Here is a 24,473-nt window from a genome sequence, read left to right on the forward strand (position 1 = left end):
GAATCATTGCGGCGACACGGCGTCCGCAAGGTGCGGATTCCGCTGCACTGCCCCAAGGAGATATGACATGGCTGCCGGCACCGTGAAGTGGTTCAACGCGGAAAAGGGCTTCGGCTTCATCGAGCAGGAGGGCGGCGGTCCTGACGTGTTCGCCCACTACTCGAACATCGCCACCCAGGGCTTCCGCGAGCTCCGTGAGGGGCAGAAGGTCTCCTTCGACATCGCACAGGGCCAGAAGGGCCCGACGGCCGAGAACATCGTTCCCGCCTGACCCTGACGCGTCACACATAGCTGGGGCCCGCATCCCTCGGGATGCGGGCCCCGGCTGCATTCATTTCCCGAGGCGTGCGCGCGCACTCGAACAAACGCAGCCCGCGCAGCCCGCTTTCAGCGCTCCCCCTCAACGATTCTGCCCCCCAGCCCGAACCGCCCGACTCCCGCATTCCAGTCAGCTGGTTCCCGCAATTCCGGCACCCCTCAGCCGTGGTCGGAGTTTCCCGGTACGTGCAGCATCACCAAGGGTTGGCCCTGGATGCGTGAAAGGACCCCACCGGCACGTGTGCCGGTGGGGTCCTTTCACGCATCGACGGGGTGACTTCTGCAGTGAGGCAGGGTCAGTGATCCGAGTAGCTGACGTCGCCGATGGTCCAGGCGCTGATGTCCGCGATCGAGACGCGGTACATCCCGCCCGTCTCCGGGATCCCCACCGGGCCCTGGAGGATCCGCGCCAGGTGGAAGTGCAGGTGTGTGGGCGGCCGGTCCTTCGCCGCCGCGGAGGCGAAGACGGTGGAGAACTCGGCCAGCCGGTCTGAGTCCGCCAGGACCTCCGAGACCCGCTGCCGCCACACCGCCTCGGGTGCCAGCCGGCCTGTGATGACAGCGCCCCCCGTCACGACGGTCAGGGACATCTGGTTGCTCTGCCCGGACTCCACCAGCCTGGCGACGTCAACGAGCAGCTCGTCAATCTTCGACATGGAACCCGATCCTACGGGGCACCCCACCCCGGCCACAGGTCGTCCTGCCGGGTGGGAAGGGCAACCGGGGGCGCGCAGCGCCACGCCTTCGCGACCCCTTCGCACTCCCCACCAGTCGCACCGTCGGCAGCTGCCGGGCCGGGTGTGCGGACACAGAAGGCCGGCGCTTCATCAGGGCCCGGCAGGTGGTGTAGTAGTTCCTTCAGGGCCCTGGTGCCAGTACTGGTACCAGGGCCCCTCTATGCGTTCACGGAGAGGTGCACATGACAGCAGACGACTCGTACGACCGTCTCGACGACGACGACTACCCCGCCTACACCATGGGCCGAGCCGCCGAGCTGATCGGCACCACGCAGGGTTTCCTCCGCGCCATCGGCGAGGCCCGCCTGATCACTCCGCTGCGTTCCGAGGGCGGTCACCGCCGCTACTCCCGCTACCAGCTCCGCATCGCCGCCCGCGCCCGCGAACTCGTCGACCAGGGCACCCCGATCGAGGCCGCCTGCCGCATCATCATCCTCGAGGACCAGCTCGAAGAAGCCCAGCGCATCAACGCCGAGTACCGCCGCGCCGCCGCATCCGGCACGCCCCCGGAGCAGGCTTGAGGCGAGTACGCCGACCAGGTCGCCGACCCGCGGCTCGTGTCCTCCGGTTGACCGCGGGCGCGCGCCCCGACGGGGCGCGCCGAGGGACCACACCCGCAGGCCGTCGGCGCTGCGGGCGGCCCGAGGGCGCCGGACCGGCGGTCCGGCCGGATGAAAGACTGCTCGGCGTCCTGCCGAGGGAGTCACAGTGTCGATGTTGAGCAACATCCGCCAGGCGGTCCGCCGCAGCTACCGGCGCGCCGTGGACCTCAGCCATCCGGCGCGGTCGCCGCTGGGCAGCGCGGTCGTGAACTGCGTGGTCTACGTCAAGGGCGTCCGGCAGGACGGCTGCACCGATGCCGAGCAGGCCCTGCGGTGGGTGCGCAGGGCCGGTGACGGGTTCGTATGGATCGGCCTGCACGAGCCCGGCCAGGAGGAGTTCACCGGCCTCGCCCGGCTGTTCGGCCTGCACCCGCTCGCCATCGAGGACGCGGTCCACGCGCACCAGCGGCCCAAGGTGGAGCGCTACGACGACACTCTGTTCGCGGTGTTCAAGACGGTCCGGTACGTCGAGCACGCGGAGCTGACCGCCACCAGCGAGGTGGTGGACACCGGGGAGCTGATGGCCTTCATCGGCACCGACTTCGTCATCACCATCCGGCACGGCGGACACGGCTCCCTGGGCCCCCTGCGAGAGGTTCTCGAAGCCGCCCCCGAGCAACTGGCCAAGGGTCCGGCCGCGGTCCTGCACGCCATAGCGGACCACGTGGTCGACGACTACCTCGCCGTCACCGACGCCGTGCAGCACGACATGGACGCCGTCGAGACCGCAGTGTTCAGCGACCACGCCGGCCGGGGCGACGCGGGCCGGATCTACCAGCTCAAGAGGGAACTGCTCGAGCTCAGGCGGGCCGCGGCGCCGCTCGACCGGCCGCTGCAGCAGCTCGCCACCCAGCCCATGCCGGTCATCGAACCCGACATCCGCGCCTACTTCCGGGACGTGGCCGACCACCTGACGCGCGCCACGGAACAGATCGGCTCCTACGACGCGCTGCTCGACTCCATCCTGCAGGCCCACCTCGCCCAGGTGACCGTCGCCCAGAACGAGGACATGCGCAAGATCACCGCGTGGGCCGCGATCATCGCCGTACCCACCATGGTGTGCGGCGTGTACGGCATGAACTTCGACCACATGCCCGAGCTGCGGTGGACGTACGGCTATCCCCTGGTGCTGGGCGTCATCTCCGTCGCCTGCTTCGTCATCCACCGGGGCTTCCGCCGCAACGGCTGGCTCTGACCCGCCCTCCCCGGGCGTCCGGGAGGGCGGTCCCGGGGGCCCGGGGGCCCTGGTGCGGGCCGTGGCTACTCGGGGGTGGTGGCGAGGCTGTGGGCGACGAGGGCGTTGGCGTGGCCGTGCCCCAGGCCGTACTCGGACTTGAGCCAGGCGACGAGTTCCATGTGCTTGGTGAGGGGGGCCGCGCGGATGAGGTCGATCCAGTGCGCGACGGGGTGGCCGTACTTCTTCTCGATGGAGGGGAAGTAGCTGGCGGGGCCCTTGGGGGCGGGGGTGGCGGTCATGGGGTCGTCCTCTCGGTCCGTCGCTGTCGCGTCTCCTCCTCATGACCGCGGGCGGGCCGCGGACTCATCGGTGGACGGGTGTGGTCCGCGTCACGTCCCGGTCCTACGCGGCGGGCGTGGGACGGGCCACGAACGCGTAGGTGAGCGCCGACAGCCCGGCGCAGGAGGCGATCACCACCGCCATGGGCAGCGCCGAGGCGGCGCCGGAGAGGCCGACGAGCGGCGCCATCAGGCCGCCGAGCGCGTACTGGCACAGGCCCAGCAGGGCCGAGGCGCTGCCCGCCGTCCGCGGCCGGCCCTGCAGCGCGAGGGCGGCGGTGTTGGGGCCCAGCAGGCCGACGCTGGAGACGATCATCAGCAGCGCGGGCAGGACGCCGGGCAGCCCGAGCCCGGACAGCGCGGAGACCAGCAGCAGCGTGGCACCGGTCCCGGACAGGGCCACCCCGCAGCCGATGAGTGCGCGCATCGACAGCCGGCGCAGCAGCCGGGCGTTGAGCTGGCCCATGGCCACGATGCCGATCGAGTTGGCGCCGAAGACGAGGCTGAACTGCTGGGCGCTGAGCCCGTAGACCTGCTGGAGCACGAACGGCGAGCCGGCTATGTACGCCATCAGCGCGCCGAACCCGAAGGCGGCGGTGAACGTCTCGCCCACGAACCGCCGTTCGCGCAGCAGGGCGCCGAACCCGCGCACGGTGGCCCCGAACCCGCGCGCCCCGCGGGACTCCGGCGGCAGCGTCTCGCCGATGACGAGTGCGGCGCCGGCCAGGATCAGGGTGCCGACGAGGGAGAGCACCCAGAACACCCCGCGCCAGTCGGTCAACCGGAGCAGCTGCCCGCCCAGCAGCGGGGCCAGGATCGGGGCGCTGCCGTTGACCACCATCAGGAGCGAGAAGACGCGGGCGGCGGCGGTCCCGGAGTAGAGGTCGGAGACGATCGCCCGCGAGATGACGATGCCGAAGCCGCCCGCGAAGCCCTGGAGCAGGCGCAGCCCCGTGAGCGCGCCCACCGAGGGCGCGAAGGCGCACAGGGCGGAACCGACCGCGTACGCCGCCAGCCCCCACAGCAGCGGCCGCCGGCGGCCCCACGCGTCGGCGAGCGGGCCGGCGACCAGCTGGCCGAGGGCGAGGCCGAGCAGGCAGGCGGTGAGGGTGAGCTGGGCGTCGGAGGCGGTCGCCCCGAACTCGCCGGCCAGCTGCGGCAGGCCGGGCAGGTACATGTCCAGGCTCAGCGGGCCGAACGCGGACAGGGCGCCGAGCACGAGGACCATGCGGGGCGCCGGGCGGGACGGCCGCGCCGCCACCGCGGCTGCGGATTCGGGCACGTGTGCCGCGGTTCCTTCGGGGGTGGGGCGCGGGCTGCTCATGACCGAAAATATACCTGCCTAGGCAGGTATATTTTCAAGGGTCGGGAAGTACCGGACGCGCACTGTCCGGATGGCGGACCCCGATGACCGAGGATGGGCCCATGGGAGACGTGCGAGACGACGGCACCGGCATCGACGCGCTGGCGGCCACCGAGGGGGTCCGGCTGCTCGGGCACCTGAGCCGCGTCGTGCACCTGCTGCACAACCGCACCCGGCCGGTGATGGCCGCCGCCTCCGGCCTCGAAGGACCGGAGTTCGAGCTCCTGCTGCGGCTGTGGCAGCAGCCCGGGCACACCGCGCAGGCCGCCCCGCTGGGCGAGGCGATCGGGCTCACCTCCAGCGGTACGACCCGCCTGGTGGCCCGCGCCCTGACCAAGGGGCTGATCAGCCGCGATCCCGACCCCTGCGACGGGCGGGCGTTCCTGCTGCGGCACACCCCGCTGGGGCGCGAGAAGCTCCGCCTGGCCCTGGACGCGCACAGCGCCCAGCTGCGGGAGCTGCTGGCCGAGACCCTGCCGCCCGCGACGACGGCCCGCCTGATCGAGGACCTGGCCCACTGGGACGCGGCCCTCTGACCCGCGTCCGCCGCGCACACGGCGGAGCGCCGACCGCGGGCGGAGCGCCGACCGCACGGCGGACCGCCGACCGCGGGGGGAGCGCCGGCCGCACGGCGGACCGCCGACCGCGGGGGGAGCGCCGGCCGCACGCCGGAGGGTCCTTCGATCGTTTGCCGGCGGCTCCGCCGACCTCACGCCGGAGCCGGCGGCGGATCCTCCAGCGGCTTGGTGGCCGGCCCCTGGAGCAGGGCTCCGGACTCGGCGAAGCGCGAGCCGTGGCAGGGGCACTCCCAGGTCCGCTCGGCCGCGTTGAACCCCAGCTCGCACCCCATGTGGGGGCAGCGCACGACCGGCCGGTCCGGCTCCCTGCCCGCGGACCCCGCACCCGCCGCCCCCGCGTCCGCTCCCGTACGGGCACCGGCCCGCGCCCCGGCGTGCAGCACGCGTGCCGCCGCCCGGGCCGGCGCCCGCCCCGCGAGGTAGTGCCGCGCCACCGCCGCCTGCCCGCGCACCAGGGCCGGTGCGTCGCGCAGCGGCAACCGCCGCCGGGGGTCGAACAGCTCGGTCCAGTCGGGGCGCGCGCCCCCGGTGACGTGGGCGGCCAGCAGCCCGCCCGCCATCACCCCGTTGCTGAGCCCCCAACCACCGAACCCGGTGGCCACGAACACGTGCTGGGTGCCGGGGTGCTCGTGCCCCACGCACGGCAGCCCGTCCACGCAGTCCACGTCCTGCGCGGCCCACCGGTACCAGGGCTCCGCCACCCCGAACCGGGCCGCCCACTCCTCCAGCCGGACCAGCCGGGCCCCGGTCCCGTCGTCGGCTCCCGGCACGAACGCCTCGCCCGCGACCACGAGCAGCCGCCGCCCGCCCTCGTACGGGGCGGTGCGCACCGACCGGACGTGGTCCTCCGCGGTCAGGTACACGCCTTCCGGAGCGGTCGCGGCCTCGACCGGGGCCGCCACCACCAGTTCCCGGCGCACCCCCAACCGCGCCAGCAGCGCCGCGTGGGCGGTGACCGGGAAGCCGGTGGCCAGCACCACGTCGTGTGCGGAGACCACGGCCCCGCCCGCGACCTCGACCCGGCACTGCGCCCCCTCCTCCACCGCGACCACGCGGCTCAGCTCGTGGATCCGCCCGCCCCGCAGGATCAGCTCGTGCGCGATCCCGAGCAGGAAGCGGCGCGGGTGGAACTGGTACTGGTCGCCCAGCCGCACCGCCCCCGCCACGGGGAACGGCAGCCCGGTCTCGGTGACGTACGTGGCGTCCAAGCCGGCCTCCCGGGCCGCGGCCGCCTCCTCGCGCAGCTCGGCGGTAGCGCTCTGCCGGGTGGCGTACGTGTAGGCCGGCACCCGCTCCAACTGGGCGTCGAGCTCCAGCTCCGCGCACAGTTCCGCGACCCGGGCCAGCGCGTCGAGCTGGGCCGCCGCGTACCGGCCGGCCGCCCGGGGCCCGTGCTCGCGGCGCAGCCGGGAGTAGCAGAGCCCGTGCAGGGCCGTCAGCTTGCCGGTGGTGTACCCGGTGGTGCCGCGCACGATCCGGTCGGCCTCCAGGAGGACCACCTCCACACCGGCCGAGGCCAGCTCGAAGGCCGTGCAGAGACCCGCGACGCCGCCGCCCACCACGACCACGTCGGCGGTGCGGTCGTGGTCGAGGACGGGGTACTCGGTCGCGGGCGTGCTGGAGGTCCAGTACGACGATCCGATACCGCTGCCCATGCCCGGCACGTACCCGTACCGCGGTCCTAAAATTCGTAATGCGTCGGTATGTACCTATGCGTACCCCATATCGGAGGTACCGGAAGAGGGGCGGGGAACCGGGCATGACCGTGCCGGAGAGCGGGTTGGCCTCGGCCGTCGCGGACCTCACGGCCGAGGTCGCGGCGCTGCACGCGGACCGGGCCCGGCGCAGGCTGCTGCACCTCGCCACCGGCGTGCTGGTCAGCCAGCTGGGCCTGCCCCCCGCCGAGGCCGGCGACCACCTGCTGCGGCTCGCGGTCTCCACCGGGCTGTCCGCCACGGACCTCGCGGCGGACATCGTGAACGCCGCCGCGGGGGTGGCGGCGGGCCCCGGCGGTGTCGGCGGCCCCGCGGCGGGCGCGGTCGGCACGGCCCTCGTACCTCCCGGCGCGGCCCCCGCGGAGGCCCGCCGCCTCGGTCGGGGCATCGCCGGCGTCCTGGCCTCCGACAGCGCCGCCGAAGCCGCGACGGCGCTGCTGGAGGGCGGCCTGCGGCGGCTCGGCGTCGAGACCGTCCTGCTCTGGCGCCGGACCGGGACGGACTGCCTGGAGCTGGTCGGCCACGCCGGTGCGGACGTCACCTCGACCGGGCACTGGCGCTGGGTCCCGCCCGAGACCGCGGGCCCGCTGCACGCCGCCCTGACCGCGGGCCGCCCCACCTGGTACCCGAACGGCCCCGGGGACGCGGGCCGGCTGCCCGGCCCGACGCCGGACGCGGCCCGGGGGCTGGTGCCGCTGGAGCGCGACGGTCTGACCGCCGGGCTCGCCCTGGCCGCCTGGCCGGGACCGGCGCCCCTCGACGTGCGCGTGCGCGAGGCGGTCGCGGCGCTGTGCCGGCCCTCCGCGCAGCTGCTGGACAGCTTCGAACCGGGGCTGCCGGACGCGCCGCCGGTGCTGGCCGCCGTCCTCGACGCGCTGGACCACCCGGCGGTGATCGTCCGGTTCGACCACGGGACGACGGGGCAGCCGGAGGCCGGGCCGGAGACGGAGGCGGAGACCGCCTCCCGCTCCGTCGTCGAGCACCTCAACCCCGCCGCGCTCCACGTCCTCGGCGGCCTGCCCGCGCCGGCCGGCCGTGCCGTGGCCCAGCTCTTCCCCACCGTGTACGAGGAGCTGGTCGCCCTCCTCGCCCGCGCGAACGCGCTCGGCACCCCCCAGTCCGCCCCCGCCCTGCCCGCCGCCCCCGCGGACGGGGCCGCCGAGCCCGCCATGGCGGAGGTGCGGGTCCTGCCGCTGGGCCGGGGCCGCACGGCCGTGCTGTGGCGCACAGGGGCCCGGTTGCGGCCGCTGGTCGCCCGCGCGCTGGAGCGGCTGGAGCGGCTGGCGGTGTTCGAGGACGACCTGGCCGACGGCTCCCGCTGGAGCCAGCAGGCGTACCCGATCTTCGGTCTGGCCCCGGACGATCCACCGGTCCCGCTGCGCGCGCTCGGCTCCCGGCTGAACCCGGACGACGTACCCCTCCTGGAGGGCCTCCTGGCCACCCTCACCGACCGGCACCGGGGCGGTCAGATCCTGGTGCGCGCGGTCCGCGCCGACGGCGGGGTGCGGCACGTCCGGATCGCCGCGGAACCCGTGCTGACGGGCCCGGCCCTCACCGGCGTGACGGGCGTCTTCCAGGACGTCTCCGCGCAGCACCACACCGAGCTCGCGCTCACCGCGACCTTCGACCGGCTCAGCGCCGCCCAGGCGGACGCCGTCCTCACCAACCACCTGGTCCTCGGGCTCCAGCGCGCCATCGTGCCCGAAGCCCCCACCACGGAGACCCCGCCCGGGCTGCGCGTGGCCGCCCGCTACCGGCCCGCGGCCGCCGAGTACCGGGTCGGCGGCGACTGGTACGACGTGCAGCCGCTCACCGGAGAGAAGGTGCTGGTCACGGTCGGGGACATCGCCGGGCACGGCATCGACGCGGCCACCGCCATGATCGCCCTGCGCGGCGCCCTGCACGGTCTGGCCTTCACCGGCAGCCCGCCCGGCCGGCTGATGGGCTGGCTCAACGACGTCACGCTCGCCACCCCCGGGCAGCCCACCGCGACGGCCGTGTGCGCCCTGTTCGACCCGGCCGACCGCTCGCTGGCCTGGGCGAACGCCGGGCACCCGCCGGTGCTGCTGCTCCGGGCCGGCCGGGCGCGGTTCCTGGAGGGCGCCCACGACGTCCTGCTCGGCGCCCTGCCCGGGGTGGCGTACGCGGAGGCGCGCGCGCAGCTCCTGCCCGGCGACACGCTGCTGCTCTACACGGACGGGTTCGTGGAGCGCCGGCACACCGGACTGGACGAGAGCCTGGCGGCGCTGCGACGGGCCGCGGAGCGGCTCGTCGCGGGACCGGTGGAGGAGCAGGCGGACCGGCTGATGGCGGCCGTGATCGGCGACACGGACGACGACACGAGCCTGGTGGTGGTGCGCGTCTCCTGACCACGGACCTTCGACCTCCGACCGGTTCCGCACGCCGCCCACCGCCGCCTCCCGCCCCCCTCCCCGTACTGCGGCCACGGCTCAGGAGCCGTCCTCCGCGGATCCGCCGTCCGCGGGACCCGCCTCGCCGCCCTGGAACCCGCTCTGCTCGAACCCACCCTCCTGGAACCCGCCCGCCTCGAACGCGCCCGCCTCGAACGCGTCGTCCTCGAACGCGTCGTCCTCGTACCGGGCGGCGTACCGCACCGGCAGGTAGAGGACGAAGGTGCTGCCCCGGCCCGGCTCGCTCTCGGCCGTGATCGCGCCGCCGAGCAGCTGGGCGATCTCGCGCCCGACGGACAGCCCGAGGCCCGTGCCGCCGTACGCGTGCGAGGTGCCGCCACCGCCCTGCTCGAAGGCGTCGAAGACGGCCTCCAGCCGGTCCGCGGGGATGCCGGCGCCGGTGTCGGCCACGCGGAAGGCGAGCACCGGGCCGTTCGCCGCCCGCAGCGCCTCGGGCGGCTCGTCGGGGTCCGCGGCGGCCACCCGCAGCTCCACCCGTCCCGCTGCGGTGAACTTCAGCGCGTTGGAGAGCAGGTTGCGCAGCACCTGGCGGACCCGGGACTCGTCGGTGGTCAGCTCTTCCGCGGCGCCCGGCGCGACGGACACCAGGAACTCCAGCCCCTTCTCCTCCGCCACCGGCCGGAAGGCGGCGTCCGCGTACGCGACCAGACGGTGCAGGAGGACCGGTTCGGGGCGCACCGCCAGCCGCCCGGCCTCGGCCCTCGACAGGTCGAGGATGTCGTTGATCAGCTGGAGCAGGTCGGAGCCGGCGGAGTGGATGACGGTCGCGTAGTCCACCTGCTTCTCGGTGAGGTTGCCCTCGGGGTTCTGGGCGAGCAGCTGGGCCAGGATCAGCAGGCTGTTGAGCGGCGTGCGCAGCTCGTGGCTCATGTTGGCCAGGAACTCCGACTTGTAGAGGGAGGTGCGGGCCAGCGCCCGGGCCCGGTCGTCCAGCTCGCCACGGGCCCGGTGGAGCTCCGCGTCGCGCTCCGCGGCCTCCCGGTCCCGCTCGGCGAGCCGCTCCGTGCTCTCCTTCAGGTCGGCGGCGCTGCGCACGAGTTCACGGCCCCGGGCCGCCAGCTCGGCGGAGCGGGCGGCCAGGTCGACGGCGAGGCCGTCGGCCCGGGCGAGCTGTTCGGCGCCCCCGGCGCGGGCGGCGAGCAGGCTCAGGCGGCCGGCGAGCAGGCCGGCGACCTCGTCGAGGAACCCCCGCTCGGCCCTGTTCCAGGCCCGCAGCCCGGCCAGTTCGAGCACGGCGAGGACCGGGCCGCCGGACTCGGCGATCACGGGCAGCAGGAGCAGGACGGCCGGATCGGTGGACCCGGTGCCGGAGGCGACCTCGACGTAGCCGGGCGGTACGTCGGCCAGCACGATCGGCGCACGGTCGCGGGCGGCCTGGCCGACCAGGGACTGACCGGTGCGGAACCGGCGCGGCGGCGCCTCCGGCCCCTCCGGCAGCCCGTACCCGGCGGCCGCGACCAGCCAGCCGCCCCCGGCACCGTCCCGGCCGGCGTCCTTTCCGCCCCCCGGCCCGTCCCCCGACCCGTCCCCCGCCTCGTCCTCCCTCCCGCGCTGCGCCCCGCCTTCCGCGAGGAAGAGGCACCCGTACGGCGCCCCCACGAGCGGCGGCACCTCGCGCATCACCAGTGCCGCCAGCGCCGGGGCCGTGGTCAGCCCCCGCATGCCCGCGGCCAGCCGGACCAGCCCGGCTCTCAGCCGGTCCTCCTTCGCGCCGGCCGCGGCGGCCTCGTCCAGGGACCCGGCCAGGGCGTTGAACGCCGCCGCCAGCTCGCCCGCCCGGCCGGGGCCCGCGGGCAGCCGCACACCGGTCCCGCCGGCGCGCAGGGCGGCGAGCGCGGCCTCCAGCTCGCCGAGGAACCGCGACGAAACGTCCATGTCTGCCCCCGGATGACCTCCTGGGACCAGCGTGGCACGAGAAAGGGTCACAAGCCCCACAGAGGGTATGAAACGGGTGCATACCGACACACTGGTCGGAGGCCTCCATGACTGCCAGGACCGTCCCGCAGACCGCGGAACCCCGCCCCGCCTCCCCTACCCCGGCACCGCACGCCGACCGCCGGCCGGAGCACACCAGGACCACCGCGCCGACGCCCGCGCCCGTGCCCGTCGAGGACGTGCTCCTCAACCCCCGGCAGGCGTCCACCGCCGACGCCCGGGCCCTCTCCACGGCCCTGTTCCTGCGGCTCGGCATGCTCGCCGAGGGCTCGCCGGAGTACTCGTACGTCCGCAACACCCTGGTGGAGCTCAACCTCAGCCTGGTGAAGTTCGCCGCCCGCCGCTTCCGCGGCCGCAGCGAGCCGCTGGAGGACATCGTCCAGGTCGGCACCGTCGGCCTGATCAAGGCGATCAACCGGTACGACCCGGACCGCGGCGTGGAGTTCACCTCGTTCGCCCTGCCGACCATCACCGGCGAGATCAAGCGCTACTTCCGCGACACCAGCTGGGCGGTCCGGGTGCCGCGCCGCCTCCAGGAGCTGCGGCTGGACCTGGCCAAGACCTCCGACGCGCTGGAGCAGCGGCTGGGCCGGACGCCCACGGACGCGGAGCTCGCCGAGCGGCTCGGAACGACGGAGGCGGAGGTGGCGGAGGGCCGGCAGGCCGCCCAGGCGTACGCCTCCCGCTCGCTGGACGCGCCGGTGCAGGAGGACGCCGATCCGGGCACCGTCCAGCGGTCGCTGGGCGAGGAGGAGCCCGCGTACGAGCGCATCGAGTGCCTGGAGGCCCTCAAGCCGCTGCTCGCCGGGCTGCCGGAGCGGGACAAGGAGATCCTGTCGCTGCGGTTCGGCGCCGAGCTGACCCAGTCCGAGATCGGCGCCCGGCTCGGGATCTCCCAGATGCACGTCTCGCGGCTGCTCAGCCGGACGCTGGCGGAGCTGCGTAAGGGCCTGCTGGCGGATCCGTCTCCGGAGCCCCCCGCCCATCCTCCCGCGGCCCCCCGGCCGACCGGTCCGACCGCCCTGTCTGCCCTGTCTGCGCCGGCCGGTCCGGCCGCGCCCGCCCGTCCCGAGCGGTCGACCGCCCCTCCCGCGTGAGCGGTGCCGGGGCGGGGACCTCCAGCCACACGGTCTTGCCGCTTCCGGCCGGCCGGTAGCCCCACTCCCGGGAGAGCCGCTCCAGCACGACCAGCCCGTGGCCCCCCGGCAGGGCGGGGTCACCGGACGGCCTGACGCGCGGCGTCACCGGACTCGGGTCGGTGACCTCGATCCGCAGCAGGCCGGGGGCGCGGTGCAGCAGCAGCTCGGTGGGACCGCCCGCGTGCATGCAGGCGTTGGTGACCACCTCGGAGACCAGCAGCAGCGCGTCCTCGACGGCCGCCCAGCGCTCCTGCCACTCCTCCGGGTCCTGGCCGGCGGGCGGGTCGGGGTAGGTCCCGTCCAGGGGGGTGGAGTCGCCGGAGGCGGGCAGCCACTGCCAGTCGGTCAGCGCCTCGCGGGTGAAGTCCCGGCACCGGGTCACCACACCTTTGGTCCCGCCGCCCAGCCACAGCCGGCGGGTCTGTTCCGCGGGGAGCGCCTCGCCGTTCCCCGTCATGACCGATCCTCCTCCACGGTGCCCTGCGCGCCGCCCAGGGCCGCCGCCAGGTCCGCGTGGATGCGGAAGACCCCGTCCGCCCCGGTGAGGCGGAACATCCGGGCCACGGGCTGGCGCACGTCCGCCAGCTCCAGCCTCCCTCCGACCTCCTGCGCCGCGAGCCGCGCCCGCAGCAGCACGTTCAGGCCGGTGGAGTCGCAGAACCGCAGCCCGGCGCAGTCGACGACCAGCCGCGGCCGCCCGGGCCCGGCGAGCGCGGCCGTGACGGCCTCGCGCAACGGCTCCGCGGTGTCGTGGTCCAGCTCCCCCGAGAGCAGCAGGACGACGGCCTCGCGCTCGGGCCGCACCTCGACGGCGAACCGCTCGCCGTCCCTACGGCCGGCCGCAGCTCGGGCCGTGGGTACCTCAGCCATGGGAACCTCCGGACGCACGTGTGGTCGTACCAGCGTCACATGTGGCGGTTCGCGTAGTACTGCTCGATGAGCCGGATGACCGCCACGTCGTCGTCGTGCTGCCCGCTCTCGAAGTCGGGCGAGCCCTTGATCTCGTCCTTGGTGGCGGAGATGTGGACGGTCTCGTTCTCGTCGTCCACCCGCGCGACCAGCGAGGCGGGCACCACCACGTTCCTGCCGAAGATCCAGGGACCGGTGTCGACGACCACGAACTGCCGCCCCACGTATTCGCTGTGCTTGTCGATCCTGCCGATGTGTCCGTCGGACGCCTCGACCTTGTATCCGACCAGTCCGGCCATGTCCCTGGCCATCGCTTCCTCCCTGCCGCATGCACGCCCCGGCGGTCCCCGGCCCGCGGGTATGCCGCGCACCTACCCGCCCTCCACCCCTCCATTCATTTTTCGTATTTCGGAAGTCTATTTCCACCAGGCGAGATATGGACTATGCTGCCGGGTTCCGATCCGCCGTCGTCCGCCCCTGGGAGGCACTGCATGAGCGAGACCGCGACCGAGCCCGGCAGGGCGGGCGGGCGCCGGGGTGCGCCGGTCACCGGATCGTCCCCGGGGGCGCCCGATCCGGTCGCGCGGGACGCCGTGCGGGCCGCGGACCGGGCCCACGTGTTCCACTCGTGGTCCGCCCAGGACCTGATCGACCCGCTGCCGATCGCCGGCGCGCAGGGCTCCTACCTGTGGGACTACGACGGCAACCGCTACCTCGACTTCTCCAGCGCCCTGGTCTACACGAACCTCGGCTACCAGCACCCCGCGGTCGTGGCCGCGATCCAGGAACAGGCCGGCAGGCTCTGCACCCTGGCGCCCGGCCTGGCCGCCGAGCCGCGTTCCGAGGCCGCCCGACTGATCGCCGAGCGCACCCCCGGCGACCTCGACAAGATCTTCTTCACCAACGGCGGCGCCGAGGCCGTGGAGAACGCCGTCCGCATGGCCCGGCTGCACACCGGCCGCCCCAAGGTCCTGAGCAGCTACCGCTCGTACCACGGCGCCACGGCCGGGGCGATCAACCTGACCGGCGACCCGCGCCGCTGGGCCTCCGACACCGGCACCGCGGGCACCGTGCACTTCTGGGGCCCGTTCCTCTACCGGTCGCCGTTCCACGCCACGACCGGGGCGGAGGAGTGCGAGCGCGCCCTGCGGCACCTGGAGGACACCATCGTCTTCGAGGGGCCGGCCACCGTCGCGGCGGTCGTGCTGGAGACCGTCCCCGGCTCCTCGGGCGTGCTGGTGCCGCCGGCCGGCTACCTGGCCGGGGTACGGGAGCTGTGCGACCGGTACGGGATCGTGTTCGTCCTCGACGAGGTCATGGTCGGCTTCGCCCGGACCGGCGCCTGGTTCGCCGCCGACCACTGGGACGTCGTACCCGACCTGCTGACCTTCGCCAAGGGCGTGAACAGCGGCTACGTGCCGCTCGGCGGGGTGGCGATCTCGCCGGCCATCGCGCAGACCTTCGCCACCCGCCCCTACCCCGGCGGGCTGACGTACTCCGGGCACCCGCTGGCCTGCGCGGCCGCGGTCGGCACGATTACCGCCATGGCGCAGGAGGGCGTGGTGGAGCACTCCGCCCGGATCGGCGCCGAGGTGCTCGGCCCGGGCCTGCGGGAACTGGCCGCGCGGCACCCGTCCGTGGGCGAGGTGCGGGGCCTGGGCACGTTCTGGGCGCTGGAGTTCGTCCGCGACCCGGCCACCCGCGAACCACTGGTGCCGTACGGCGCCACGGGTGGGGCGAACGCTCCGGTGAACGCCTTCGCCGCCGCCTGCCGCAAGCGCGGGCTGTGGCCGCTGACCACCATGAACCGCACCCACGTCGCACCGCCGTGCACCATCTCGGAGGCCGAGGCGCGCGAGGGCCTGGAGATCCTCGACGAGGCGCTGTCGGTCACGGACGCCCACATGGCGTGATGTGGGTTCCGACGAAGCGGGGGGCCCGGTCTCGGAGGATCGGGACCGGGCCCGTTCCCCCGCGTACGTGCTGCAATCCGACATGCACCTACGGACCGGGATGCACGTCAGTCCCGGGGCGGTCCCACGGGACCGAACGGCGGGGGGCGCGCGGCCGGACTCCGGGAAAGGGCTCCGGGCACGGGCGTCGGACGCCGGGCGTACGGGATCCCCTGGACTCCGCGTACCCGAAGGACACCGAGCATGAGCAAGCACGTCCTGGCCCAGAACCAGTACGGCAAGGCCGAGAACCGCATCGTCAAGGTCACCCGCAAGGGCAGCGACAGCTCCTGGCACGAGATCCGCGACCTGAACGTGTCGGTCGCCCTCCGCGGCGAGTTCCGCGACGTGCACCTCACCGGCGACAACACCAACTGCCTGCCGACCGACACGACCAAGAACACGGTCTACGCGTTCGCCAAGGAGCACGGCGTCGAGTCGCCCGAGGCCTTCGGCATCCTGCTCGCCAAGCACTTCGTCTCCTCCCAGACCCCGATCCGCGAAGCGCAGATCCGCGTCGAGGAGTTCGCCTGGGACCGCATCCCGGTGCCGACCCGCAAGGAGCAGCACTCCTTCGTCCGCAAGGGCCAGGAGGTGCGCACCGCGCAGATCACCTACAGCGAGACCACGGGCCTGCAGGTCATCTCCGGCCTGAAGGACCTGACGGTGATGAACTCGACCGACTCCGAGTTCCACGGCTACGTCAAGGACAGGTACACGACCCTCCAGGAGGCGTACGACCGCATCCTGGCGACCAAGGTCACGGCGCGCTGGGCCCACTCCAACCTGGCCGCCGACGACGCGGGGCACGACTGGGACCGGTCCTACAAGAAGGTCCGCAAGCACATGCTGGAAGCCTTCGCGGAGACCTACTCGTACTCGCTCCAGCAGACGCTGAACCAGATGGCCGAGCGCGTGCTCGACAACTGCCCGCGGGTCAACGAGGTCCGGCTCAACCTCCCCAACAAGCACCACTTCCTCGTCGACCTGGAGCCCTTCGGCCTCAAGAACGACAACGAGGTGTATTACGCGGCCGACCGGATGTACGGCCTGATCGAGGGCACCGTCCACCGCGACGGCGTGAGCCCCGTCATCGCCACCAGCGACTGGATCGTGGCCTAGTTCCGGGCGGCCCCTTCGGGCGTCCCGATCCGCAGGTTCCACCGTCCCGCGCGGCCACTGAGTTCGACGGCCGTGCGGGGCCGCGCGTCCAGCCGCCAGAAGGCCGCGACCGGCAGGTCCAGCGCGTGCACGACGGCCGCCCGTACGAACGCCTGGTCGGCGGCCTCCACCCGGTGCGCGCCGGGCTCCAGGGAGGCCAGCCACGCCCCGGCGCGGGCGACGAGCCCGGTGACCGACTCCCCGCCGGGGGGTGCGAAGTCGGGGTCGGTCAGCCAGGCGTGCAGGGCCTCGGGGTCCTCGGCCGCGACCTCGTCGAGGGTACGGCCCGCCCACTCGCCCGCCCGCATCGCGAAGGGACCCCCTCCGCCGAACCGCCGCTCCCGGACATCCCCGTCCAGAGCGGGCGTGACCAGCCGAACTCGTACCGATGAGGGGTTCATAAGCGGAGCATAAACGCGGTACGGTCACGGACGACATGACCAATAGACGACGGTAGGACGGAAGTACCGGTGAGAATCCGGCACGGTCGCGCCACTGTGATTCCCCTCCATCCAGGAGGGGAGAAGTCAGACCCGTAACCGTCGTTGAGTGCACCACTGACCGGGACGCGTGTTCCCTCTGGAGGTTCTGCCATGGCTCAGGCCACTGTGCCCGCGACGGCCACCGACGCCGCCATCGCCCCCATCTCGCTGAAGGCCCTGGCCCCGTGGGCCGTCTTCTTCGGCGTCCTCATGCTCGCCCTCCTCTACGTCGTCGGCGGCGAGCAGGGTGCCACCGCGCTCGTCCAGGGCGAGACCATCCACGAGTGGATGCACGACGGTCGCCACCTGCTCGGCTTCCCCTGCCACTGAGGCACGGGGAGGAACCGGGGAACGATCGTGAACTCTGTCTCCGTACGGGCCCTGTTGGTCCGCGGAATGCTGGCGGGGCTCGCCGCGGGGGTGCTCTCGTGGCTCGTCTCGTACTTCCTGGGCGAGTCCAAGGTGGACGCGGCCATCGCCTTCGAGGAGGCCCACGAGGCGGCCGCGGCCGGCGGCGCCCATGAGCACGCCGAGGAACTGGTCAGCCGGACGATGCAGGCGACGGCGGGCCTCGGCACCGCCGTCGGGCTCTTCAGCATCGCCCTGGGCGGCATCGCCGCGCTGGTCTTCTGCTTCGTCCTGGGCCGCATCGGGCGGTTCGGGGTGCGCGCCACCGCCGCGCTGACGGCGGGCGGGGCCTTCGTGGCCGTGTCCCTCGTGCCCTTTCTCAAGTACCCGGCCAACCCGCCGGCCGTCGGCGACCCCGACACCGTGGGGAAGCGGACCACGCTGTACGTCCTGATGATCGTGCTGAGCCTGCTGCTGTCGGCGGGCGCGGTGATCCTCGGGCGCCGGCTGGCCCCGCGCCTGGGCAACTGGAACGCGTCCGTGGTCGCGGGGGCGGTCTTCGTCGTCGCGATCGGGCTGGCGTTCGCGTTCCTGCCGGCGGTCAACGAGGTCCCGGCCGACTTCCCGGCCACCCTCATCTGGCAGTTCAGGATGGTCTCGCTGGCCATCCAGGCCACCATGTGGACGGCCTTCGGCCTCGTCTTCGGAGTGCTCGCGGAGCGGGTGCTGACGCCCGCTCCCGCGGGGACGCCGGCCGCGCGATCCGCGGCCGTACCGTCCTGAGGCTACTTCGGACGCCGCCTCTTCCGGTACAACGGCCCTGTCGACAGGGTCATTTGTACGGGGGAGGCGGCGCCGTGGACGATTCGGCGGGCAACAGCGCGGTGGCGACCAGGAGCGGCGAGCGGCGGCAGCGGCACGCCCGGCCCCGCGACCTGTGGCACTGGTACGGATGGACCGGCTCGGCCCCCTTATGGCTGGGCGCGTTACTGCTGGCCCTCCTGCCCTTCTTCCAGGTGCTGCTCGTCCCCCAGGTGGCGATCGTCTCGACGCTGACCGCGCTCGGCGGCCTGGTCCGGCAACTGGTGCACGGCGACTACGGGCACGCGGGGCTCCACCTGACGGCGGCCCTGCTGGGCGCCACCACGATGGTGCTCGGCTTCTGGGTGGTCTGAGCGCCCCCGGCCCGGCGCGTGCGCTCCGCCCATCGGGCGGTTCTGCGCCCCGGAGGGCTGGGCGACGGGTCCCGCCGTGGAAACCTCACGGGCATGAGCGGAACACGGCGCGGGCGAAGCGGGAGCGTGGCGCTGTGCGCCGTGCTCACCGCGCTGCTGCTCGCGCTCGTGGGCCTGGTGTGCGGGGCCGCGTCCGGCGCGGGACCGGCGGAGTCACCCCCGTCGGCGGGCGCGCCCGCCGAGCCCGGTGACCCCGCCGCCCCCGACGCGGACGGCCGGGTGGTCGTACGCCACTTCACGCGCGAGGCGGCTCCGCGCCGGGCGCCCGGGGCCGCCCCGGTGGCCGCCCCGGCCCTCCCCGCCGGGCCGCGCTCCCCTTCTTGCGCACCCCGGGACGAGCCCGTACGGCCGCCCGCCGCGGTGCGGGGTGCGGTGCTGCGCTGCTGACGGCTCCGGCGTCAGACGCGTACACCCTTCACCCCCCACACCACCGCGAGGTGCTTCGCCATGCCCTTCGACCCCTTCGCGGCGCTGCACGCCATGCTGCGCGCCGAGGCCGCCCGCACGACCCCCCGCCCGCCGGCCGTGCCGCCCGCACCCCCCGGACCCGCCGGCCCCGCCGTCTCCCCCGTACCCGGCGGACCGGCCGGACCGGCCTCCGCCGACGGGGCGGAGGCGACGGAACCGGACCACCCGACCGAGCTCCCCGAGCGGCGGCCCGGTGCCCGGGGCTGAGACTCCGGAGGGGGCCGGCGGTCCTTCGGACTGCTAGCTCCCCGCCGGGACGACGTTCTGGTTGTGGTGGAAGACGTTGTCCGGGTCGTACGTCCGCTTCACGTCGGCCAGCCGGTCGTAGTGTCCGCGGTACGTGGCCCGGACACGGTCGCCGCCCTCGTCCGCGCCGAGGAAGTTGACGTACGCGCCACCCATCGAGTGCGGGTGCAGGGCCTCCCAGTAGTCCACCGCCCATGTGCGGATCGCCTCGGCCTCCGACGCCTCCGGGCTGATCCCGCCGATCACACCGGACCAGACCGCGTCCCGGTAGGCCCAGGCCGTGTCCTCGCGGCCGGGGTCGTGGGCCGCGCCGTCCACGGGGTACAGGTGCATCGTCGACAGCGCCGTGGGGATGTTCTCCAGGAAGGTGCCGTGCACGTCGATCGCGCCGTCCGTGATCCGGTCGAAGAAGTCACCGCGCCAGTACCACTGCAGGCCCTTGGGGATCAGCTCGTCGAACATCGCCTGCAGGGCCGGGTACGGGATCGGCGTCGCGAAGTGGAAGGCGGGCGGAGCGGGTTCGACGACCGGGGCGAAGGTCTTCGCCAGGCCTTCCTCGTCGAGCGCGCCCGTGGTGCACCACACCACGCCGCACATCCGCCTGCCGTGGATCTCCTCCGGGAACGGCGGCCCGGGCGCGACCCGCAGCGTGGCGAAGAAGCCGTTCAGGTCGTTCGGCGCGGCCGGCAGGAACGTGCGGTACCAGTCCAGCACCGCCCCGATGTGCTCCGGCTCCCAGAGGGTGACGGCGAGCCCCACGTCCTTGACCGGGTGCAGGGCGAAGCGGAACGAGGTCACGACGCCGAAGTTGCCGCCTCCGCCGCGCAACGCCCAGAAGAGGTCAGGGTGCTCGTCCGGCGACGCGGTGACGGTCGAGCCGTCCGCGAGGACGACGTCCGCCGCGAGCAGGTTGTCGATGGTCAGCCCGTACGCCCGGGTCAGGTGCCCGTGCCCGCCGCCCAGGGTCAGCCCGCCGACCCCGGTCGTCGACATGATGCCGGCGGGGGTCGCGAGCCCGTGTCCGTACGCCTCGTGGTCGAGGTCGCCGAGCTGGGTGCCGCCGCCCACCAGGGCGGTCCGCTTCGCGGGGTCCACCCGCACCCACCGCATGCGCGACAGGTCGATCACCAGCGCGTCGTCGACGATGCACAGGCCGGGCCCGCTGTGCCCGCCGCAGCGCACCGTCAGATCCATGCCGGCGTCGCGGGCGAACCGCAGCGCCGTCCGTACGTCGGTCGGGTCCGCGCACCGCGCGATGACCGCCGGCCGCCGGTCGATCATCGCGTTGTAGATGGTCCGGGCCTCGTCGTACCCCGCGTCCTCGGGGCCGATCACCTCGCCGCGCAGCGATTCGCGCAGCGTCTCCACAGCTGTACCGCCCATGGCCGTCCTCCAGACACCCCCCTGTCCGATCCTCGGCGGCCGCGCTGGAGACCCACCCGGGCCCACCCCCAGTCTCCTCCTGCGCGGTACGCCCCGCCACGGGGGACGCCGCCGCCGACCGGCGGCGTCCCGGGGGCCGGTCCCTCGCCCGGCGCTCCGTCTAGGGCTCGCGCATGTAGTAGCGGTAGAAGGCCCCCGCGCCGACCGGGACCGCCACCGAAAGGGCGACGACGACGGTGCGCCAGATGCTGTCGTTGGTGAGGCTATACAGGTAGCCGAACGAGATCCCCGCGAACGCGAACCACATGGTCGCCCGCAGCTCGCGCGGCAGCGCCGGGCCCACCCGGGCCAGCACGAACCACGCCACGGCGAAGACGACGCCGCACAGGATGCCGTACCAGATGTTGGCGGCGTCGACGGGGAGCGTGCCCCGCTCGCGCTTCATGAACGCACACCAGAGCCCGTACAGCAGGCCCATGCCCAGAGGGGCGACGAGGTGCCAGGGGCTGACCTTCAGACCGGTCATGTGTCGGCCGGGGGCCGCGGGTGCCGCGTGTGCCATGACGGACTCCTTCCGTGGCGCGCGCCGGGGGCCGCACACCGGGTGCGGCGCCACCGCCCGGCGCCCGGCCGTCGGCTCTCCACCCTCAAGGGCACACCCGCGGCCCGGTACCGGCAAGTGGATCAATCACTCACCCGCGCGCAGCAGTCCTGCTCGCGGTGGCCGGACCGGGTCCCGTTCCCTGGTGACGTGCGGAGCGGTGACGTGCGGAGCTCATGGTCGGCGGTGCTGAACGGGGTGCTCGTCGCGCTCCTCGCCGTGCTCGTGCCGCTGGGCGCCGCCGCGGTGTGGGCCGACCGGGTGCTCGGTGACGAGGACGCGTACGTCGCCGCGATGGCCCCGCTCGCCCGCGACCCGGACGTGCGCCGGGCGGTGGCCGGGCAGGCCACCACGGCCATCGCGAAGCAGATCGACGCCGGGCCGTTCCAGGGGGCGGTGACGGGGCTGCTCGGCGAGGCGGTGGCGTCGTTCGTGGACACCGAGGCCTTCCGCACCGCGTGGAACGCGGCCAACCGCGCCGCCCACCACGCCTTCTTCAGCGCCCTCGACAGCGGCGCGGGCAACACCGTCAGCGTCGACCTCGCCCCCGTCATCGCGCAGGTCAAGGCGGACCTGATGGCGGACGGGGTGCCGTTCGTGGACCGCATCCCCGAGACGCACACCGCGATCACGGTCATGGAGTACGAGAACCTGGGCGCCCTCCGGAAGGGGTTCCACGTGCTGCAGGTCGCCGGCATCTGGCTGCCCGTCGCCACGCTGGTGCTGGTCGCGGTCGCCGTCGCGGTCTCCGCACGCCGCCGCACCGCGCTGGCCGCGACGGGCGTGGGGCTGGCCGTCGGGGCGCTGCTGCTGGCGGCCGCCGTGCCGCTGGGCCGCCGGCTCACCCTCGGCGACCTGCCGGCCGACGTGGACCGGGCGGCGGCGGGGGCGGTGTACGACGCGCTGACCGCCTTCCTGCGGACCACCGCGTGGGGGGTGCTCGCCGCGGGGGTGGCGCTGGCGCTGGGCGCCTGGCTGGCGGGGCGGTTGCCGCGGCCCGGCTGACGTCCGCGCACCCGGTGCCGACGGGCGGCGCCCGCACCGTGCCGGCGACGACCGGTCACCCCATAAGCTCGCTTCTGTAGGCAGAAGGAACGATTCGCGCAGGAGCTCCACGGCCATGAGCACGGACCAGGCACCGCCCGAACGCTCCCGGTCCCATCCGCTGATTCCCCCCGAGTGGCTCCTGGCAGGCCTGCGCCCGTCCGCCGCCCCCGTGCCGTGGGCGGCCGCGGCCCGGGCCGGCATCGGGCTGGCCGCCCCGCTCGCCGTCGGCTGGATCATGGACGAGCCGGAGTACGGCGCCCTCGTCTCCATGGGCGCACTGGCCGCGGTGATCGGCGACACCGCCGACGCCTACCGCATGCGCGTCTACAACATCGCCGTCCCGCAGTTCTTCGGCGCCGTCGGCGTGGCCCTGGGCACCCTCGTCTACGGCCACGGCTGGGTCGCGGTCGCGGCCCTCACCCTGGTCGCGCTGGTCTCCGGGATGATCTCCTCGATCGGCACCGTGGCCTCGGTCTCCGGGCTGCTGCTCCTGCTCAACGCCGTGGTCGGGGCCGGGCTGGCGATGCCCGAGCCCTGGTGGACCGCGCCCGTGCTGCTCACCGCCGGCGGACTGTTCGTCCTGCTGCTGACCCTGCTGGGCTGGCCGCTGCGCGGCCGGGGGCCCGAACGGGCCGCGGTGGCGGCCACCTACCGCTCGCTGGCCGACCTGTTGGAGGCGGCGGGCGGGCCGACGTACGAGGAGCGCCGCCAGGAGGTCACCCAGGCCCTCAACCAGGCCTACGACCTGGTCCTCGGGCGGCGGGCCCGCGTGCACGGCCGCAGCCCGGTCCTGGTGCGGCTGCTGGCCCAGCTCAACGTGGTCATCCCGCTGGTCGAGGCCGCGCCCGCCGCGCACCAGCGGGGCCGGCCGCTGCCGCCCTCGATCCCCGCGGCGGTACGGGAGCTCGCCGAGGCCGTCGAGGAGGGCCGTACCGGCACCGGCGAGCTCGACCTGGGCCTCGCGCCGCCGTCGACCCCCTCGGAGCGGGCCATCGAGGCGGCCCTGCGGCACGCGGCGGCCATCGTCCACACGCCCGACCCCGACCCGTACAACGTGGACGACCGGCTGGGCCGCCCGGCCGCCCTGCGCATCCGGGTGCGCCGCAACGTGCGGGACCTGATGTTCTCCCGCGAGTCCTGGCGGTACGGGCTGCGGCTGGCGCTGTGCATCGGGCTGGCCCAGTCGCTGGTCTCGCTGGTGGAGGTGGAGCGCTCGTACTGGGTCGCGCTGACCGTCACCTTCGTCCTCAAGCCCGACTTCGGATCGGTGTTCTCGCGGGCGGTGCTGCGTGCCCTGGGCACCGCGGGCGGGCTGGTCGTGGCGGCCGCGGTGCTGTCCGAGGTGCCGCGCGGCGGATGGGACGTGCCCGTGATGGTGGTGCTGGGCGCGCTGATCCCGATCTTCTCCGTCAAGGGCTACGCCTTCCAGACCGCGGCCATCACCCCGGTGATCCTGCTGCTCTCCGACCTCCTCAACCACCAGGGCTTCGACCTGGTCCGGCCGCGCCTGCTGGACTCCCTCATCGGCTGCGCGATCACCCTGATCGCCGGCTACCTGCTGTGGCCCGAGAGCTGGCACAGCCGCGTCGGCGACCGGCTCGCCCACGCCGTGGACGACGCCGCCCGGTACGTCGAGCGGGCCTTCCGCCCCGACCTCGGCATCGACGAGGACCGGCTCCGGGCCGCCCGTGTGGTGCGGGTGCAGGCCCGCCGTCGGATCTACCGCGACATGTCCGCCGTCCGGTCGGAGTTCCAGCGGGCCCTGACCGAACCGCCGCCCACCGGGACCCGGGCGGCCGCCTGGTGGCCGCTCGTGGTGGCCGTGGAGCGGGTCGTCGACGCCACCACGGCGGCCCGCGTGCGGGTCGACCACGGCGCCGCCGGGCCGCCGGCGGCGGAGGTCGCCGCGATCGCCGGCGAGCTTCGCGAGCTGGCCGCGGTGGTGCGCGCCGACCGCGACCCCGACTCGCTGCGCGACGCCGTGCCGGAGGGCGAGGACGAGGACGAGGGCGTGCTCGAGCCGCTCCGCCAGGAGGTCGCGGGAGCCCGCGCGATCGCCTCGGCCCGCCTGTGAGGGACTCCCGTCACCGTTCGGCCCACCCGTGAGAGCTCCCGTCACCGTTCGACCCACCCGTGAGAGCTCCCCTCACCGTTCGACCCACCACGGGGCGGAAGGCCGCCGGATCCTTGGCAGTGCCTGGTGGGTCGCGTGGTGTGTGGGGGAGGCGCTTGACAGGGGTGGCAGGCTGGACCGGAGGCAGGCCCGGGCCAGGGGTGGCCGCAGGCCAGGGCGAAGCCCCAAAGCCC

25 protein-coding genes and 1 pseudogene are annotated in these 24,473 nt (G+C 74.3%); 15 read left to right on the top strand and 11 right to left on the bottom strand.

All coding sequences use genetic code 11. The features are described from left to right. The first annotated feature begins 67 nt into the window (after positions 1–67). The gene (locus tag IF43_RS0129685) at positions 68–271 is read left to right on the top strand and encodes a cold-shock protein (RefSeq protein ID WP_030207730.1); all 204 of its coding nucleotides are present in this window, start codon (positions 68–70) and stop codon (positions 269–271) included. A 343-nt stretch (positions 272–614) separates the two neighbouring features. Here IF43_RS0129685 and IF43_RS0129690 read toward each other — a convergent pair whose 3' ends face one another. Then, entirely contained in the window at positions 615–974 is a 360-nt protein-coding gene (locus tag IF43_RS0129690) for a hypothetical protein (RefSeq protein ID WP_030207733.1), read from the bottom strand. Between the two features lie 263 nt (positions 975–1,237). On the opposite strand from IF43_RS0129690, the gene IF43_RS0129695 reads away from it, so the two are divergent. Together IF43_RS0129695 and IF43_RS0129700 are read left to right on the top strand one after the other, a co-directional pair. Beyond that, complete coding sequence (locus IF43_RS0129695) at positions 1,238–1,576, top strand: MerR family transcriptional regulator (RefSeq protein WP_030207740.1); 339 nt, start codon at positions 1,238–1,240, stop codon at positions 1,574–1,576. 193 nt (positions 1,577–1,769) lie between these two features. Then, positions 1,770–2,852, top strand: coding sequence for a magnesium and cobalt transport protein CorA (locus IF43_RS0129700; RefSeq protein WP_030207743.1), 1,083 nt, complete (start codon positions 1,770–1,772; stop codon positions 2,850–2,852). Positions 2,853–2,917: 65 nt separating this feature from the next. On the opposite strand, the gene IF43_RS0129705 is transcribed toward IF43_RS0129700, so the two are convergent. Continuing rightward, complete coding sequence (locus IF43_RS0129705) at positions 2,918–3,133, bottom strand: DUF4287 domain-containing protein (protein ID WP_030207746.1); 216 nt, start codon at positions 3,131–3,133, stop codon at positions 2,918–2,920. 103 nt (positions 3,134–3,236) lie between these two features. Next, positions 3,237–4,496 (bottom strand): multidrug effflux MFS transporter, encoded by a 1,260-nt coding sequence (locus IF43_RS0129710; RefSeq protein ID WP_051796407.1) that lies wholly within the window; start codon positions 4,494–4,496, stop codon positions 3,237–3,239. Between the two features lie 101 nt (positions 4,497–4,597). Between IF43_RS0129710 and IF43_RS38400 the strand changes: the two genes are divergently transcribed. Continuing rightward, on the top strand, positions 4,598–5,071 hold the full coding sequence (locus IF43_RS38400; RefSeq protein ID WP_051796409.1) for a MarR family winged helix-turn-helix transcriptional regulator: 474 nt from the start codon (positions 4,598–4,600) through the stop codon (positions 5,069–5,071). Positions 5,072–5,244: 173 nt separating this feature from the next. On the opposite strand, the gene IF43_RS0129720 is transcribed toward IF43_RS38400, so the two are convergent. Next, a complete protein-coding gene (locus IF43_RS0129720) occupies positions 5,245–6,768 on the bottom strand; it encodes an FAD-dependent oxidoreductase (protein ID WP_030207756.1) in 1,524 nt (507 codons plus the stop codon). A gap of 104 nt (positions 6,769–6,872) precedes the next feature. Between IF43_RS0129720 and IF43_RS0129725 the strand changes: the two genes are divergently transcribed. After that, positions 6,873–9,197, top strand: coding sequence for a SpoIIE family protein phosphatase (locus IF43_RS0129725; RefSeq protein WP_030207758.1), 2,325 nt, complete (start codon positions 6,873–6,875; stop codon positions 9,195–9,197). An 81-nt stretch (positions 9,198–9,278) separates the two neighbouring features. On the opposite strand, the gene IF43_RS0129730 is transcribed toward IF43_RS0129725, so the two are convergent. Continuing rightward, positions 9,279–11,135: an ATP-binding protein gene (locus IF43_RS0129730; RefSeq protein WP_051796413.1), complete on the bottom strand. Its 1,857-nt coding sequence runs from the start codon at positions 11,133–11,135 to the stop codon at positions 9,279–9,281. A 107-nt stretch (positions 11,136–11,242) separates the two neighbouring features. Between IF43_RS0129730 and IF43_RS0129735 the strand changes: the two genes are divergently transcribed. Continuing rightward, positions 11,243–12,292, top strand: coding sequence for an RNA polymerase sigma factor SigF (locus tag IF43_RS0129735; protein WP_078910561.1), 1,050 nt, complete (start codon positions 11,243–11,245; stop codon positions 12,290–12,292). A gap of 34 nt (positions 12,293–12,326) precedes the next feature. On the opposite strand, the pseudogene IF43_RS43775 reads toward IF43_RS0129735, so the two are convergent. The 3 genes and pseudogenes from IF43_RS43775 to IF43_RS0129745 form a co-directional block, all read right to left on the bottom strand. Beyond that, positions 12,327–12,791 (bottom strand): annotated as a pseudogene (locus tag IF43_RS43775) (ATP-binding protein); the annotation flags it as partial. Next, the gene (locus IF43_RS0129740) at positions 12,788–13,204 is read right to left on the bottom strand and encodes an STAS domain-containing protein (protein WP_051796416.1); all 417 of its coding nucleotides are present in this window, start codon (positions 13,202–13,204) and stop codon (positions 12,788–12,790) included. The gene IF43_RS0129740 and the pseudogene IF43_RS43775, both read right to left, overlap by 4 nt. Before the next feature lie 35 nt (positions 13,205–13,239). Continuing rightward, positions 13,240–13,554 carry a hypothetical protein gene (locus IF43_RS0129745; RefSeq protein ID WP_051796419.1) on the bottom strand — a complete coding sequence of 105 codons (315 nt, stop codon included), beginning with the start codon at positions 13,552–13,554 and terminating at the stop codon, positions 13,240–13,242. A 180-nt stretch (positions 13,555–13,734) separates the two neighbouring features. On the opposite strand from IF43_RS0129745, the gene IF43_RS0129750 reads away from it, so the two are divergent. Beyond that, positions 13,735–15,156, top strand: a complete 1,422-nt coding sequence (locus tag IF43_RS0129750) for an aspartate aminotransferase family protein (protein ID WP_030207764.1) — start codon at positions 13,735–13,737, stop codon at positions 15,154–15,156. 243 nt (positions 15,157–15,399) lie between these two features. Beyond that, on the top strand, positions 15,400–16,317 hold the full coding sequence (gene pucL, locus IF43_RS0129755) for a factor-independent urate hydroxylase (protein ID WP_030207767.1): 918 nt from the start codon (positions 15,400–15,402) through the stop codon (positions 16,315–16,317). Here the strand turns inward: pucL and IF43_RS0129760 are convergent. Then, positions 16,314–16,757, bottom strand: a complete 444-nt coding sequence (locus tag IF43_RS0129760; RefSeq protein ID WP_030207770.1) for a histidine phosphatase family protein — start codon at positions 16,755–16,757, stop codon at positions 16,314–16,316. The genes pucL and IF43_RS0129760 overlap by 4 nt on opposite strands. Positions 16,758–16,949: 192 nt before the next feature. On the opposite strand from IF43_RS0129760, the gene IF43_RS0129765 reads away from it, so the two are divergent. The 5 genes from IF43_RS0129765 (at position 16,950) to IF43_RS0129785 (ending at position 19,096) form a co-directional block, all read left to right on the top strand. Further along, positions 16,950–17,168 (top strand): CbtB-domain containing protein, encoded by a 219-nt coding sequence (locus tag IF43_RS0129765; RefSeq protein WP_030207772.1) that lies wholly within the window; start codon positions 16,950–16,952, stop codon positions 17,166–17,168. 27 nt (positions 17,169–17,195) lie between these two features. Further along, the gene (locus tag IF43_RS0129770) at positions 17,196–17,969 is read left to right on the top strand and encodes a CbtA family protein (protein WP_030207773.1); all 774 of its coding nucleotides are present in this window, start codon (positions 17,196–17,198) and stop codon (positions 17,967–17,969) included. A 74-nt stretch (positions 17,970–18,043) separates the two neighbouring features. Beyond that, positions 18,044–18,361: a hypothetical protein gene (locus tag IF43_RS0129775; protein ID WP_234332583.1), complete on the top strand. Its 318-nt coding sequence runs from the start codon at positions 18,044–18,046 to the stop codon at positions 18,359–18,361. A 93-nt stretch (positions 18,362–18,454) separates the two neighbouring features. Beyond that, a complete protein-coding gene (locus IF43_RS0129780) occupies positions 18,455–18,808 on the top strand; it encodes a hypothetical protein (protein ID WP_158939554.1) in 354 nt (117 codons plus the stop codon). A 60-nt stretch (positions 18,809–18,868) separates the two neighbouring features. Further along, a complete protein-coding gene (locus IF43_RS0129785; RefSeq protein WP_030207780.1) occupies positions 18,869–19,096 on the top strand; it encodes a hypothetical protein in 228 nt (75 codons plus the stop codon). 33 nt (positions 19,097–19,129) lie between these two features. Here the strand turns inward: IF43_RS0129785 and IF43_RS0129790 are convergent, their stop codons facing one another. Both IF43_RS0129790 and IF43_RS0129795 read right to left on the bottom strand, forming a co-directional pair. Beyond that, complete coding sequence (locus IF43_RS0129790; RefSeq protein WP_030207782.1) at positions 19,130–20,518, bottom strand: FAD-binding oxidoreductase; 1,389 nt, start codon at positions 20,516–20,518, stop codon at positions 19,130–19,132. Positions 20,519–20,678: 160 nt separating this feature from the next. Further along, positions 20,679–21,080, bottom strand: a complete 402-nt coding sequence (locus IF43_RS0129795) for a hypothetical protein (protein WP_030207790.1) — start codon at positions 21,078–21,080, stop codon at positions 20,679–20,681. Positions 21,081–21,284: 204 nt separating this feature from the next. Here IF43_RS0129795 and IF43_RS43615 point away from each other — a divergent pair, with 204 nt between their 5' ends. Continuing rightward, entirely contained in the window at positions 21,285–22,124 is an 840-nt protein-coding gene (locus tag IF43_RS43615; RefSeq protein WP_037890614.1) for a hypothetical protein, read from the top strand. Between the two features lie 115 nt (positions 22,125–22,239). After that, on the top strand, positions 22,240–24,240 hold the full coding sequence (locus IF43_RS0129805; protein WP_199922802.1) for an FUSC family protein: 2,001 nt from the start codon (positions 22,240–22,242) through the stop codon (positions 24,238–24,240). Positions 24,241–24,473: the final 233 nt, after the last annotated feature.

The sequence above is a fragment of the Streptomyces sp. NRRL S-87 genome (assembly GCF_000719335.1).
Taxonomy (GTDB): Bacteria; Actinomycetota; Actinomycetes; order Streptomycetales; family Streptomycetaceae; genus Streptomyces.

Coding starts and splice junctions, on each gene's coding strand:
- IF43_RS0129750 (WP_030207764.1), top strand. CDS start 13,735: ATGAGCGAGACCGCGACCGAGCCCGGCAGGGCGGGCGGGCGCCGGGGT.
- IF43_RS0129690 (WP_030207733.1), bottom strand. CDS start 974: ATGTCGAAGATTGACGAGCTGCTCGTTGACGTCGCCAGGCTGGTGGAG.
- IF43_RS0129705 (WP_030207746.1), bottom strand. CDS start 3,133: ATGACCGCCACCCCCGCCCCCAAGGGCCCCGCCAGCTACTTCCCCTCC.
- IF43_RS0129685 (WP_030207730.1), top strand. CDS start 68: ATGGCTGCCGGCACCGTGAAGTGGTTCAACGCGGAAAAGGGCTTCGGC.
- IF43_RS0129725 (WP_030207758.1), top strand. CDS start 6,873: ATGACCGTGCCGGAGAGCGGGTTGGCCTCGGCCGTCGCGGACCTCACG.
- IF43_RS0129710 (WP_051796407.1), bottom strand. CDS start 4,496: ATGAGCAGCCCGCGCCCCACCCCCGAAGGAACCGCGGCACACGTGCCC.
- IF43_RS0129730 (WP_051796413.1), bottom strand. CDS start 11,135: ATGGACGTTTCGTCGCGGTTCCTCGGCGAGCTGGAGGCCGCGCTCGCC.
- pucL (WP_030207767.1), top strand. CDS start 15,400: ATGAGCAAGCACGTCCTGGCCCAGAACCAGTACGGCAAGGCCGAGAAC.
- IF43_RS0129760 (WP_030207770.1), bottom strand. CDS start 16,757: ATGAACCCCTCATCGGTACGAGTTCGGCTGGTCACGCCCGCTCTGGAC.
- IF43_RS38400 (WP_051796409.1), top strand. CDS start 4,598: ATGGGAGACGTGCGAGACGACGGCACCGGCATCGACGCGCTGGCGGCC.
- IF43_RS0129805 (WP_199922802.1), top strand. CDS start 22,240: ATGAGCACGGACCAGGCACCGCCCGAACGCTCCCGGTCCCATCCGCTG.
- IF43_RS0129795 (WP_030207790.1), bottom strand. CDS start 21,080: ATGGCACACGCGGCACCCGCGGCCCCCGGCCGACACATGACCGGTCTG.
- IF43_RS0129740 (WP_051796416.1), bottom strand. CDS start 13,204: ATGGCTGAGGTACCCACGGCCCGAGCTGCGGCCGGCCGTAGGGACGGC.
- IF43_RS0129735 (WP_078910561.1), top strand. CDS start 11,243: ATGACTGCCAGGACCGTCCCGCAGACCGCGGAACCCCGCCCCGCCTCC.
- IF43_RS0129790 (WP_030207782.1), bottom strand. CDS start 20,518: ATGGGCGGTACAGCTGTGGAGACGCTGCGCGAATCGCTGCGCGGCGAG.
- IF43_RS0129745 (WP_051796419.1), bottom strand. CDS start 13,554: ATGGCCAGGGACATGGCCGGACTGGTCGGATACAAGGTCGAGGCGTCC.
- IF43_RS0129720 (WP_030207756.1), bottom strand. CDS start 6,768: ATGGGCAGCGGTATCGGATCGTCGTACTGGACCTCCAGCACGCCCGCG.
- IF43_RS0129780 (WP_158939554.1), top strand. CDS start 18,455: ATGAGCGGAACACGGCGCGGGCGAAGCGGGAGCGTGGCGCTGTGCGCC.
- IF43_RS0129700 (WP_030207743.1), top strand. CDS start 1,770: ATGTTGAGCAACATCCGCCAGGCGGTCCGCCGCAGCTACCGGCGCGCC.
- IF43_RS0129695 (WP_030207740.1), top strand. CDS start 1,238: ATGACAGCAGACGACTCGTACGACCGTCTCGACGACGACGACTACCCC.
- IF43_RS0129765 (WP_030207772.1), top strand. CDS start 16,950: ATGGCTCAGGCCACTGTGCCCGCGACGGCCACCGACGCCGCCATCGCC.
- IF43_RS0129785 (WP_030207780.1), top strand. CDS start 18,869: ATGCCCTTCGACCCCTTCGCGGCGCTGCACGCCATGCTGCGCGCCGAG.